Source organism: Campylobacter corcagiensis (assembly GCF_013201645.1).
Classification (GTDB): domain Bacteria; phylum Campylobacterota; class Campylobacteria; order Campylobacterales; family Campylobacteraceae; genus Campylobacter_B; species Campylobacter_B corcagiensis.
Window position 1 is genome coordinate 922,834 of record NZ_CP053842.1, and the last position, 13,141, is coordinate 935,974.

General features: G+C 31.5%; 8 protein-coding genes. 1 reads left to right on the forward strand and 7 read right to left on the reverse strand.

Features of this window, described 5'->3' with window-relative positions; translation table 11 throughout:
• Window positions 1-6 precede the first annotated feature (6 nt).
• The 6 genes from CCORG_RS04795 to CCORG_RS04820 form a co-directional block, all read right to left on the reverse strand.
• Window positions 7-1,926: a site-specific DNA-methyltransferase gene (locus CCORG_RS04795; RefSeq protein ID WP_034971544.1), complete on the reverse strand. Its 1,920-nt coding sequence runs from the start codon at window positions 1,924-1,926 to the stop codon at window positions 7-9.
• Entirely contained in the window at window positions 1,923-4,787 is a 2,865-nt protein-coding gene (locus tag CCORG_RS04800; protein ID WP_034971543.1) for a restriction endonuclease, read from the reverse strand. The genes CCORG_RS04795 and CCORG_RS04800 overlap by 4 nt, the downstream gene beginning before the upstream one ends.
• Entirely contained in the window at window positions 4,777-5,886 is a 1,110-nt protein-coding gene (gene trmA / locus CCORG_RS04805) for a tRNA (uridine(54)-C5)-methyltransferase TrmA (RefSeq protein WP_025803387.1), read from the reverse strand. The genes CCORG_RS04800 and trmA overlap by 11 nt, the downstream gene beginning before the upstream one ends.
• Window positions 5,876-6,613: an SDR family NAD(P)-dependent oxidoreductase gene (locus tag CCORG_RS04810; RefSeq protein ID WP_025803386.1), complete on the reverse strand. Its 738-nt coding sequence runs from the start codon at window positions 6,611-6,613 to the stop codon at window positions 5,876-5,878. Before CCORG_RS04810 ends, trmA begins: the two co-directional genes overlap by 11 nt.
• Entirely contained in the window at window positions 6,606-7,805 is a 1,200-nt protein-coding gene (locus tag CCORG_RS04815; RefSeq protein ID WP_025803385.1) for an ankyrin repeat domain-containing protein, read from the reverse strand. Before CCORG_RS04815 ends, CCORG_RS04810 begins: the two co-directional genes overlap by 8 nt.
• Window positions 7,806-7,895: 90 nt before the next feature.
• Window positions 7,896-10,448, reverse strand: coding sequence for a bifunctional aconitate hydratase 2/2-methylisocitrate dehydratase (locus CCORG_RS04820; RefSeq protein ID WP_025803384.1), 2,553 nt, complete (start codon window positions 10,446-10,448; stop codon window positions 7,896-7,898).
• A 78-nt stretch (window positions 10,449-10,526) separates the two neighbouring features.
• Here CCORG_RS04820 and CCORG_RS04825 point away from each other — a divergent pair, with 78 nt between their 5' ends.
• Complete coding sequence (locus tag CCORG_RS04825) at window positions 10,527-10,976, forward strand: methylated-DNA--[protein]-cysteine S-methyltransferase (RefSeq protein WP_025803383.1); 450 nt, start codon at window positions 10,527-10,529, stop codon at window positions 10,974-10,976.
• A gap of 27 nt (window positions 10,977-11,003) precedes the next feature.
• On the opposite strand, the gene CCORG_RS04830 is transcribed toward CCORG_RS04825, so the two are convergent.
• Window positions 11,004-13,139 (reverse strand): heavy metal translocating P-type ATPase, encoded by a 2,136-nt coding sequence (locus CCORG_RS04830; RefSeq protein WP_025803382.1) that lies wholly within the window; start codon window positions 13,137-13,139, stop codon window positions 11,004-11,006.
• Window positions 13,140-13,141 lie beyond the last annotated feature (2 nt).

The following is a 13,141-nucleotide window of genomic DNA, read 5'->3' on the forward strand; positions in this document are numbered from 1 at the left end:
TTCTCCTTAAAAAACAACTTTTAGTCTATCGCCTACTATAACTTTGATATTTGCAAAATCATCAAAGTTAATATCAGCGTAGCCATTTAAAACAACTTCACAACTTTCAAATTCTTTTAGCTTTTCAACTACAGCTTCATCACTTTTAACGATTACTAAAATTTCATCACAGATAAAAAGTCTGTCTTTTATAATCTCTTTTAACTCTTTATCTAGGGTTTTGCCACATATCAAAAGTAAATTTCTAGCTATATCAAAAGGGGTTAAATTTGATAAATGAAGTTCTATTGTGCCATTTTCTAAGGTTAAATTTGGCTTATCTATCATCTTAAAAACGCTAACTTCAGCACTGCTTTTTAAATTTTTAATCGCCCTTTTAACTCGTTCAATTGTGATATCGCTAATTACAGGGCTTTTACTTTTTAACTCATCTTTACAAAAATCGTAAGCGGTTTTGCTCTTTTTTTCATCTATTTTTTCATCAAGCTGGACTAGGATAAATTTACGGTTACCATTATCAGCTAAGTTTTGTTCAATTACAGCATGTGCTGTCGTGCCACTTCCTGCAAAGAAGTCTAAAATAATGTCGTTATTTGAAGTTGACATTTCTATAAAATATTTTATTAGAGTTGTTGGTTTAGGATTATCAAAAGGACACTCGCCAAAAACTCTAGCTAGCTCCTTTTTGCCGTCTGTATTATCTACAATTAAAGACTTCACAACATCGCTTGAAACTGTATCTAAAAAGCGTTTAGACCTTGGAATTCTTTCGTGAGTATCATAAAACTCTATTAAATCATCAGCTATCATTTTATACATTTTTTCTTTTGTCCAAACCCAGCCACGATTTGGAATTTTGCAAGGTTTTTTTGTTACAGGGTGCAAAACTTCATAAGTGGCTGCTTTTCCTGTTGATAGCGGTGCTCCTAGATTATCAGCAGTATATACACGGAACTTACCATCTCTAAATTCAACATTAGAATAACCTTTTATTCCTTTTAAATGTTTATTATTTTTATAAAATTCCAAAATTTCATTTTGCGTTTTTTCTCTACTCCATTTTTCATCAGTGGCTTTTTTTAAGATAGTATTTACTTCATCAAAACCTGGTTTTTTAATCCTAAACATCTCGCTTACGCTTTCAACTTCTGAAATATTTTTTGCATAACATAAAATATATTCGTGATTTGTGCTTGTAGTTTTGCTTAAATTTTTAGTGGAGTTTTTTACCCAGATAAAATTTTCTACAAAATTGTCCTCTCCAAAAATTTCATCACAAAGCAGTTTTAAATTTGCCATTTCGTTATCATCTATTGAGATAAATATCACACCATCATCTCTTAAAAGATCTCTTGCAAGTTTAAGTCGTGGATAGATAAAGCTTAACCAACCGCTATGGCTTCTTGAGCCTTGTATGTTTTTTATGAAATTTAAACTCTCACTTTCAACTTCATTTCCATCATCATCAACTTCTATTAGATCAAGATCTTTTAAAATATCTTTATAATCTTTTCTAAAATCATCAGGATAGATAAAATTTTCATTTTTAGTGTTATAAGGTGGATCAATGTAGATCATTTTTATCTTTGAGTCATAAGCACTTTTAAGAATCTTTAAAGCATCTAAGTTATCACCGATAATGATTTGATTTTGTGCATTAGTTTTGCCACTTTCTAAGATTAGATCTTTATTTGATTGTACTTGATAAAGAGCGTGAGACAGGGCTTTACCAGTCCAGTTTAGCTCATATCCACTTACGCTTTTATCAAGTCCTAAAATAGCTAATACCCCACTTATTGAAAATTCTCCATCTTTAAAAGTAGATGGAAAATTCTCTTTTAGAAAATTTGTTAATCTCTCTTTATCACTTTGGCTATCTTGTAAAATTTCAACATTTAGTTTTAAGGCGTCGTTTTTTGTGATCATTTTAAATCTCCTAAAATATCAATTAAGCTTTGTTTGTTAATCCTAGTTTCAAACCTTATATCAGCGTTTACACCCTTAGTTTTGATATATTTATCAAGGGCTTTGAAAAATACTTTTGCGTAGTCTATTTTTTGGCGTTCATCTTTTGAGACCTTATCATAAAAATCATATCCTTTTGTTTCACAGATAAAAAATATCTTTTTGCCACTATCATTTTCTATCAAATAAGCAAAGTCAGGCTCATACTCTTTATATGGAGTTGGAATGCTAAATTTTGGTAGTTTTGCAAAGACTTTTATGAAGTTTTTATTAAATTTAACAACTTCTTTTTCGATAACATCTTTTTCAATCTCACTATCATAAATAACCTTATCATATAAATAGTGATCCTTTGGTCTATTTGGGCTTTTAAATTTACCTAACTTGCTTGTTGAAATTCTATCTTTTGGGCTCTCATCGGCGTTATAAAGGTATGAAAATGGTGTTTGAGTTGTGATGCAGGTTTGATTAAAATCATAGCTTATTTTTTTAATTATACCTTTATGAACGCTATCTTTTATGATAGCATCAAGGCTTTTTAGGGCAGTTTTTGTGTCGTTTTTAAAGTTTATTTTATTTGAAATTTGGTTATAAATTTTCATAATGAAATTAAATGGATATGCGTTGTTTATAGAAAAATCCATTAAATTTTTTAAAATATAAAAATCGCCTAGTTCGTAACTTTGTGCTAAAATTTCCTCTTTTTCTATGCTATTTGTCTGAGATATAAAGGTCTCTTTTGTGATTTTTACTGTTTTTGGCTCTATTTTAAGCTCATCAAATTTAGTAGCAACTTCATTTATAAGAAGATCATCGTCAATGCCATTATATCTAATCACAGCTTTAGTATTTATGCTTTTCCAAAGCTCTTTAAACTCTTTAGCTAAATCTTTTTTAATATTAGTAAAATCTGACTTTTTATTTTTATCTATGATTTGTGCTGCACTATTTTGACTAGGAGTTATGAAATTTATAAACTCATCAAAGCTATCTTTTAGTAAATCTTTTACATACTCATCATCTTTACAAATTTCAAAAATTGGAGTTATGATTTTATAGTTATCATTTGCTTCATCAAATTCAACCGCATTTAGTTCTTCTTCTAAATATGAAAAAAGCTTTATTTTTTGCCTACTATTTAGCATAGTTAAGTGATCTAAATTTAGATTTTCTTCATTAAAGCTAAAACTTGCTTCATCTATTTCGTTTTGTAAATCAGCTATAAATCTACCTTCAACTGAATTTATCACAACATCAAGGGCGTTTATATCATAAAAGTTATGTGTGGCTAAATTTTGAGTGATCCTTTTGCCGCTTTGATTGACTGCTAGTCTTAAACCACGACCAACTTGTTGGCGTTTTGATGTATCAGATGATGAGCTTGCTAGTTTTGTTAGAGTAAAGACATTTGGATTATCCCAGCCCTCTTGTAAAGCCCAAACGCTAAAGATAAATCTAAGTGGAGTTTTAAAACTAAGAAGTTTTTCTTTTTCTTCTAAGATAAGCCTTATATCGTTTGCTTCTTTATCTTCTACATTTCCGCTTGATTTGCTATCGCCACTAAAATAGCCATTTAAGACCTGTAAATTTCCATTTTTATCAAAGTCATTTTCTAAATATTTGCGGTAAGCTTGGTTTAAATTTGGATTTTTTAAAACTTCTTTTCTTTTTTCTTTATAAAGTTTAGTAAATTCATCTTTTATAAATGGTTTTTCGCCCCTAAAATTGCTAATATTTGGTATAAAAAATAGACTTAAAGCTTTAATATCTTGCATAAAAAGTCTCTCTTCTTTTTCAAAATGAAGATCAATTGCTTTTTCTAAAAGGATTGAAATTTGCTCTTTACTTAGTATGTAGGAGTTTGATTTTTCTAAAATTTCACCACTGCTTAGGTAGAGTTTGTTTGATTTGATAGAATTTATCTCCACACCTTTTAGGCTCTCATCATTTAGCTTTAAGCCCAAATCATCGCCAATTTTGAGATCTACTTGCTTTGGAATTGAGTCTAAAAATATCTCAAAAGTTGCACTTTTTCTTTTTTGGTTTAGATCTTTTAGAAGTGGTTTAAAATTCTCATCAATTATAGTATGAACTGAAATTTGCTTTACTAAGTAGTTTTTAAAAGCACTTATGCTATCAAGAGCAAAAATCAAATTTGATAACTTATCATCGCCATCTGGAAAAGTAGCACCAAATCTCAAATAAAGCGAGTCTATCTTTGAAAAATACTCCTTAAATTTTTCGCCTTTTAAAAGGTGTGGTTCATCTATAAATGAGATTGGTTTTATCTTCGAGATAGCATCTAATACACTTCCTTTAAAAAATAAACTCTCCTTTGGTCTGTTTAAGTGGTTATCTTTTTTATTTATAGCACTACTTGTTAGAAGCAAAACGCTTAACTCTTTTGTATCGTTTATGTAGTGATTTATGATATTTGATATGCTTTTTTCATCTTTATACTCATAAATTTTAAGGTGGGTTTTATAAATTGAGTAAAAGTAATCTTTTGTAAGCTTTAAATTCTGCTTTACACTTTCTAAAATTGCCTTTCTTGGAACAAAGATTATAAATTTGTTTTGATTATAAATTTTATGAATTTCATAGATAGCATTTATATAAGTAAATGTTTTTCCAGTTCCAGTTTCCATCAAAATATCAAGATTTTTATTTCCACTAATGCCTAAATTTAGGGCTTTGTTTTTACTATAGAACTCTTTTAAGCAATCTTTTAAATTTGAGTGGGTGCTAAAATCAAAGTCGTTTAAAATCTCTATAATATTTTCTATACACTTAGTTTGATGCTCTTGTTTTTCAAATATCATCTTTTCTCCTTAATATCACACCACACTCAATGTGCTTAGTATGCACAAACTGATCAAAAATAGCAAAATTTATAACTTCATGAGTTTTACAAAGATCATTTAAATTCTCCTCTAAAGTCAAAGGATTACACGAAATATAAATTATATTTTCATGATTTTTTATAAAATTTATAACGCTTTTATCAAGCCCAGCACGGGGCGGGTCAACTAGAATATGACTAAAATCAAACTCATTTAAATTAACCCCAGATAGTCTTCTAAAACTCTCTCCACCAAAAGCTCTAATCAGTTCTTCGCTACTCATTCTAAGAAAATTTATATTACTAACGCCATTTAACTCACAGTTTAAAGTAGCGTTTTTGATTGAGCTTTTGCTTATCTCATTTGCTAAAACACGCCTAAATTTAAAGCTAAGTGGAATGGTAAAATTTCCATGCCCACAATACATCTCAAGGAGATCCTTTGGAGCTTTAATATTATCAGATATAAAACTAATCATTGCTTCATTTATGGCTTTATTTGGTTGTAAAAACGCCCCACTTTCAAATTTATAGTGATAAATTTTATCCTTTATATTTAGAGTATCATTTAAAATTTCACTTCCAAAAACTAGCTTTTTGCCCCTGCTTCTTGCTATTAAATTTATATCTAAAATTTTAGCTAAATTTAATAGCTCATCTTTGATTGAGTTTATATCTTTATGATATAGCAAAATAGCTAAAATATCGCTACTTGTAGCTACAAACTCAACTCCAAAGAGTTTAAATTTTAGCTTTTCATCTTTTTCTAAATTTTTAAGTAAATTTGGCATTAAATTTGCTATTTTTTCATCAACTTTTGGACACTCATCTATCTTTAAATACTTAGTATTTAAGCCATTCATAGTATAAGAAAGTCTGTCATTTTCGTGATAAATTCCAAACTCAGCCCTACATCTATAGTGCTTTGTTTTTGATCTAAAAACCTTAAACTCACCCTTATAAAACTTACTAAATTTTGAAGCTATAAAATCCTTTTTAAGCCCTATTTGCTCATCATAAGAAGTATCAAAAGTGCAACTAGCACACTCTTTTAAATGTTTACAATGGCTATTTTTCAAAGAAAAATCCCGCCCAACTTTGAGTAGTTGCCATAACCTCAACTCTATTTATATTTACATTTGCTGGTAAATTTGAAATTTCATAAATTATCCTAGCGATATCTTGGGCTTTTACATAACCAGTATCAGCATAAGGAGCTTCAGCTTTTGCGGTATCGCCGCCAAATCTAACCAAACTAAACTCAGTTTTACAAAGCCCTGGTTCGATATTTGTAACTCTTATACCACTTCCTCTTATATCATTTCTTAAATTTAGGCTAAACTGCTTTACAAATGCCTTTGTACCGCCATAAACATTACTTCCAGCATAAGGCCAGTTTCCAGCAACAGAACCGATACTAAATATCGTTCCACCGCGATTCATCAAAGGCAAAACCGCTTTTGTGACATACAAAAAGCCTTTGATATTTGTATCAATCATTACTTCAAAATCATCTAAATTTGCATCTTTAACACTATCTTGACCTAAAGCAAGACCGGCATTATTTACTAAAATATCTATATTTTTAAACTCTAAATTTTTAACTGCTTCAAAAACTGCATTTTTGTCCCTTACATCTACAACTAAAGGATGTATAACGCCACTTTCAAACTCATCTTTTAGCTTTTCAAGCCTACTAGCTCTACGCCCTAAAGCGATGACTTTATAGCCATTTTTTGCGTAAATTCTAGCTGTTTCTAGCCCAAATCCTGAAGTGGCACCTGTAATAAAAACTACCTTATTCATAACTAACTCCCCCTAAATTTCTCTCTTGTAAGCCTAAACTTTTAAAATATCTATAAACGCTTTTATCGCTATTAAATTTAGCATAATCAATCGCACTAAAGCCCATATCATCAACCAAATCAATCACAGCACCATTTTTAATAAGAGTTTTAACAATAGCTAGGTTTGAGTATTTGGCTGCGTGCATTAAAAGGCTTTTTGATGTGTGATTTAATCCGCATAAAGAAAAGGGCAAATATCCGCTTCCAGCTGAGTCAAGAGCGCTTTTTTCATAGCTTGATATGATAAGAGCGTTTGTATTAGCGCCATTTTGCACCAGTAAATTTACTAAATTTTCATCCATAAATTCAGCCGCATAAAAAAGCGAAGTCTTACCAAAGCTATTTTGATAGTTCACATTTGCACCATTTTCTAGTAAAAATTTAAGTGTAGCTAGGTTTTTAAGAGCGTAAAATATAGCACTTTCATGACCTGAGTTTAAATTTGCTCCAAATTGCATTAAAACAGCTAAAAACTCAATATCTCTATTTTCTAAAATAGCAACTTTTAGGGCTTTTGAGAGATTGTTTTGTGGATGAGTGTAAAGATATGATATTAGCTCATTTTTATCAAATTTAGGATTTAAAATAAGATTTTCAAGCTCGCTTAAACTCTCTTTTTCTTTAAAACTCCCAACAGCTGCGTTTAAAAACTCATTTGCCACGCGGTTTGCGTAGTAAATCGCACTTGCTTTATCATAACTTCTTTGATAATAATCAACAAGCATAGGAACTGCTACTTGATAAAACGAGTTAAACTCATCAAATTTAAGACGGTTATATAAGCTTTTTGTGCTCCAAATTTTAAAATAATCTCTATTGTTATTTGTCATATCATCGGCTATTTTAGCATTTGGAAGGGTTTTTTTATAAATTTCAGGTGCCAAAAGGGCTTTTAAAATTTCAAATTTAAATTTTTGTTGAAAAATCAAAGCCTTGCTTCCATCACAATCGATATTATTTCCTCTAATTTCGTAAGTTAATTTTTCAAGTGATTCTAAATTTTGAGCCATTTCTATGCAATTTGTATCTTTTTTAATGAGGGTAAAATTTGAGTTATCACTAAAAAACGAAGTAGGATTTAAAAGAATTTCATCGCAAATTTCAGCAAAAGTAAGAGTAAAAAGTGATAAAAACAGTAAAACTAATCTCATATTAACTCCAAAAATAAAGAGTATATTTTATCTAAAATTTATGAAATTTAGCTAAAAGGCAAATTTAAGGGGCACTTTTACCCCTTAAATTTATAAAGAAAATGAATCAATCTCGTTGAAATTTAGATATTTATAAATGCTAGCTTCTTTACCATCAAGTTTTTTTGGTACTATTTTCATATACTCATCAACGCTTGGTAAACGCCCTAGCATCGCACAAACAGCGGCTAACTCAGCACTTCCTAAATAAACCTTAGCACCTAGCCCCATACGATTATCAAAATTTCTAGTTGAAGTTGAAAAAACCACAGCTTCATCAGCTACCCTTGCTTGATTTCCCATACAAAGGCTACATCCTGGAATTTCTGTTCTTGCTCCAGCTGCTCCAAATAGCGAGTAATAACCCTCTTCTTTGAGCTGTTTTTCGTCCATTTTTGTAGGTGGTACAACCCAGAGCCTAGTAGGCAGTTGACCCTCGCCTTTTAAAACTTCGCCCAAAGCTCTATAATGTCCGATATTTGTCATACAACTTCCAACAAAAACCTCATCAATCTTTTGTGCTCTACTATCATCAGCTAAAACTTCACTTAAAGTCGCAACATCATCAGGATCGTTTGGACAAGCAACTATTGGCTCTTTTATCTCACTCATATCTATCTCAATGATAGTGTGATAATTTGCATCTTTATCAGCCTTTAAAAGCGTAGGATTTTTAAGCCACCCGCTCATCTTATCTCTTCTTCTTTTTAAAGTCTCTTTGCTCTCATAACCAGCTTTTATCATAGCATCAATCAAGACTATATTTGAGTTAATATACTCTATAACAGGCTCTTTATCCAAAGCCACCACGCAAGCAGCAGCTGAACGCTCAGCACTAGCATCACTTAACTCAAAAGCTTGTTCCACTTTTAGATTTTCTAAGCCTTCTATTTCTAAAATTTTACCTGCAAAGATATTTTTTTTACCATTTTTATCAACGCTTAAAAGCCCTTGCTTTATGGCGTAGTAAGGTATGGCATTTACCAAATCTCTTAGAGTTATGCCAGCTTGAAGCTTACCTTTAAATCTCACCAAAACTGACTCAGGCATATTTAGTGGCATAGCCCCAGTTACAGCTGCAAAAGCCACTAAGCCACTTCCTGCTGGAAAGCTTATGCCGATTGGAAATCTAGTGTGAGAATCCCCACCCGTTCCAACTGTATCAGGTAAAACCATTCTATTTAGCCACGAGTGGATAACGCCATCTCCTGGTTTAAGTGAAACTCCACCACGACTTGTGATGAAATTTGGCAAAGTCTTATGAGTGATGGCATCACTTGGTTTAGGATAAGCTGCTGTATGACAGAAGCTTTGAAGAACAAAATCTGCTCCAAATCCTAAACTTGCTAGCTCTTTTATCTCATCTCTTGTCATAGGACCAGTTGTATCTTGTGAGCCAACAGTTAGCGTTATAGGCTCAACATACATTCCAGGTGCTACTCCACTCATACCACACGCTTTTCCTACTATCTTTTGAGCTAAAGTAAAGCCTTGATTTTTTGTATCTGGCTGAGATGGTTTTGTAAAGATATCTTCTTTTTCAAGTCCTAAAAATTCTCTAGCCTTAACGCAAAGCGATCTAGCGATGATTAGAGGAATTCTTCCACCAGCTCTTACTTCATCGTAGATGGTATTTGGAATAAGATTAAATTTACTTACAACTTTGCCATTTTTAACGATCTCACCTTTATATGGATAAATTTCAATCTCATCGCCCATTTCTAACTCATCAACACTTGCTATAATTGGCAAAGCCCCGCTATCTTCAGCTGTGCTAAAAAATATCGGCGCAATTGTTTGAGCAATTATTATACCGCCTGTTTTTTTATTTGGCACACCTTTGATATCTTCTCCTATATGCCACTGAACACTATTTATGCCGCTTTTTCTACTTGATCCTGTTCCAACGACATCGCCTACATAAGCTACTTTTTTGCCACTATTTTTAAGCTCGTTTATCTTTTTGATACTTCCTTCTTGACGCCTAATAAGCATAGCATTTGCGTGAAGTGGAATGTCTGAACGAGTAAAGGCTTCACTTGCAGGACTTAAGTCATCAGTATTTGTTTCACCTGGAACTTTAAAAACTATAGCTTCTATCTTTTCACTAAGCTTTGGACGGCTTAAAAACCACTGAGCGTCCGCCCAACTTTCTATGACATTTTTTGCATAAATATTTCCATTTTTGGCTAAATTTGCCACATCGTTAAAGTAATCATGTACAAATATTATCTCTTTTAAAGCCTTGCTTGCCTCTTTTGCTACTTCTTCATCACTGCTTGATAAACAGGCGATTAAAACTATAACATTATATCCGCCTAGCATCGTTTTTAGCATAGATATGGCTTTTGATTTACTAATACCTTTAACGATAAGTGAGTGATTTAAGATCTCATTTAAAAACTCAGCCTTAACCTTAGCAGCTTCATCAACGCCAGGACTAACGCGGTTTTCAAGTAGCTCTATAAGCTCATTTTGATTTTCATTACCAGCTTTTAAAAGATTACAAATTTCAGCTGTTTGATCTTTATTAAGTGGAAGTGGTGGAACGCCAAGCTTAGCTCGCTCTTTTATGTGCTTATCATAGTTTTGTAAAAAACTCATAATATCTCCTAAATAATTTTTGATTATTCTATCAAATTATCTTAATAATTTAGGTATAATTGCCCAAAAAGGCTAAATTTGGAGAAAATTTACTATAAAGCACCGTTTGGAAATTTAGAGATTTTAGGCGATAAGAGTGGAATTTATACAATAAATTTTAGTGATAAATTTTTAAATTTAAAGCCTAAAGATGAGAATTTAACTCTTTGTTTAGATGAGCTTGATAGATATTTTAAAGGTAAACTTAGAAATTTTAGTGTAAAGCTCAATTTAACTGGAACTAAATTTGAGCGTGAAATTTATCAAACTCTACTTAAAATCCCATATGGCAAAACTTTAAGCTATAAAGAAGTGGCTGAAATTTCAGGACATAAAAACGCTTACCGAGCCGTTGGAAATGCAAACGCTAAAAATAAAATCCCTATCATAGTTCCATGTCATAGAGTTGTAGCAACTAATGGCTTGGGTGGATATTTTGGTGGAATTTCAGTAAAGAAATTTTTACTAAATTTAGAAGGAGCAATATAAATAATCACTCCTAATATTTTTATAAATTTAGCTTTTAAAACTATAAAGCCTTAAAGAATTTAAAACAACAGTTACTGAACTAAAGCTCATAGCAAGTGCTGCAAAATGCGGCTCAAGCAAAATTCCAAACAGCGGATATAAAGCCCCAGTAGCTATTGGTATACAAAGAGCGTTATAAAAAAATGCCCAAAAAAGGTTTTGTTTTATAACCTTTACACTCTTAGTTGAAGTATTAATAAATTTAGCTACGCCCATTAAATCGTTATTTACTAAAAGTATATCGCCAGCTCCTTTTGCAATGTCTGAGCCACTATTCATAGAAGCTCCTATTGTTGCACTTTTTAAAGATAAAGCATCATTTACACCATCACCTACAAATATAGAATTTTCATAGTTTTTAACCAAATTTAGCTTATCTTCTGGAAGCGCACTAGAATAAATTTCATCTATACCTAAACTTTTACCAACAAAATCTGCGGTTTTTTTGCTATCACCTGTTATCATTACGCTTTTTTTGTCTTTTAAGGTATTTAAAAGCTCTTTTGAGCTATCTCTTAAAGTATCGCTAAGTGCTACATATCCTTTGTACTCTTTATCGTATGCTACTAAAATTATGCCATCACCTTTATCAATAAATTTAGAAAATTCACTCTCATTTATATCAAAAATACCATTTTTATTTAAAAATTCTAAATTTCCAACTATTAACTTATCAGCCTTTAATCCACGCCCTACAACGCTTTCAAACTCACCATCAAATTTACTAAATTTTAGACCTTTTTTGTTAGCAAAGTTTACTATTGCTTTTGCGATTAAATGCTCACTTAAAAGCTCAGCTGAAGCTAATTTGGTTAAAATTTCATCACTTAAATTTGTACTACTTACTGAAATTTCACCAGTTGTCAGAGTTCCTGTTTTGTCAAAAATAAGAGTTTTTGTATCTTTTGCTATTTCTAAAACTTCAGGATTTTTAACTAAAACTCCATTTTTAGCAAGGTTTGAAACTGCACAAACTATAGCTATAGGTACAGCCAAGCCCAAAGCACACGGACATGAAATAACTAAAACAGATATAGCACACATTATGCCATAATACGAATTTCCACTTAAAAACCAGACTAAAAAGGTTAAGATTGAGAGCAAGATAACAGCTGGAACAAATATATTTGCCACTTTATCAGCCATCCTAGCAATAGGCATTTTTTTAGCTGTTGTTTGACTTAAAAGCCTTGTTATTCTTGCTAAAAGTGTTTCATGAACTTCAGTTGTAACGCGAACATTTATTACTCCATTTGTATTTAAGCATCCTGCATTTACCATATCGCCTATTTTTTTATAAATAGGCATACTCTCACCTGTTAAAATAGCTGCGTTTATCTCAGTTGCACCGTGTAGTATAACTCCATCTCTTGGGATATTCATACCACTTTTTACCATAAAAACATCGCCGATTTTTAGATCTTTTGCTAAAATTTCCTCAGTCGTTCCATCGCTTTTTACTAAAAGTGCGGTTTTAGGAGTTAGATCGAGCAAAGCCTTTATATGGCTATTTGCCTTAGCTTTAGAGCTGTTTTCTAAAAATCTTCCAAAGAGTATAAATGAGATAATCATACTAGCTGACTCAAAATAAAGAGTGTGAAATTTATCTATTACTAAATTTGGAAATAAAAAAACAAAAGTAGAAAAAGCAAAAGCAGAAAAACTACCAAGCGAAACTAAGACATTCATATCAAAATTTCTGTTTTTAAGGGCTGATATTGCATGAGAGAAAAAATCACTTCCACAGTAAAAAACAACTATGAAGCTTAAAATAAGCTGAGCTAAAGAGTTCGTGTAGCTATGAGTTGCTATCATGTGAAGATAGATTATGATTAGTGTTAAAAAAGCTGCTAATATAAGCTTAAATTTTAGCTTTTTAAGATGAGCTAGTTTTTTTTGATTTAACTCTTCATAATCAGTAGCAACTTCAAAACCAAGCTTTTCTATTTTAGTTTTGATTATATCTTCTAGTTTTAAACTTTTAACATCAAAAATAGCCTCTCCAGAGCTAAAATTTACATTTGCATCAACTACACCATCTATTTTTTTAACAGCTCTTTGAATCGCATTTGAGCAGTTTACACAGCTCATTCCAACGATATTTAGTGTTAATCTTTTTGACATTT

Coding starts and splice junctions, on each gene's coding strand:
- CCORG_RS04795 (WP_034971544.1), bottom strand. CDS start 1,926: ATGATCACAAAAAACGACGCCTTAAAACTAAATGTTGAAATTTTACAA.
- CCORG_RS04800 (WP_034971543.1), bottom strand. CDS start 4,787: ATGATATTTGAAAAACAAGAGCATCAAACTAAGTGTATAGAAAATATT.
- CCORG_RS04810 (WP_025803386.1), bottom strand. CDS start 6,613: ATGAATAAGGTAGTTTTTATTACAGGTGCCACTTCAGGATTTGGGCTA.
- CCORG_RS04815 (WP_025803385.1), bottom strand. CDS start 7,805: ATGAGATTAGTTTTACTGTTTTTATCACTTTTTACTCTTACTTTTGCT.
- CCORG_RS04820 (WP_025803384.1), bottom strand. CDS start 10,448: ATGAGTTTTTTACAAAACTATGATAAGCACATAAAAGAGCGAGCTAAG.
- CCORG_RS04830 (WP_025803382.1), bottom strand. CDS start 13,139: ATGTCAAAAAGATTAACACTAAATATCGTTGGAATGAGCTGTGTAAAC.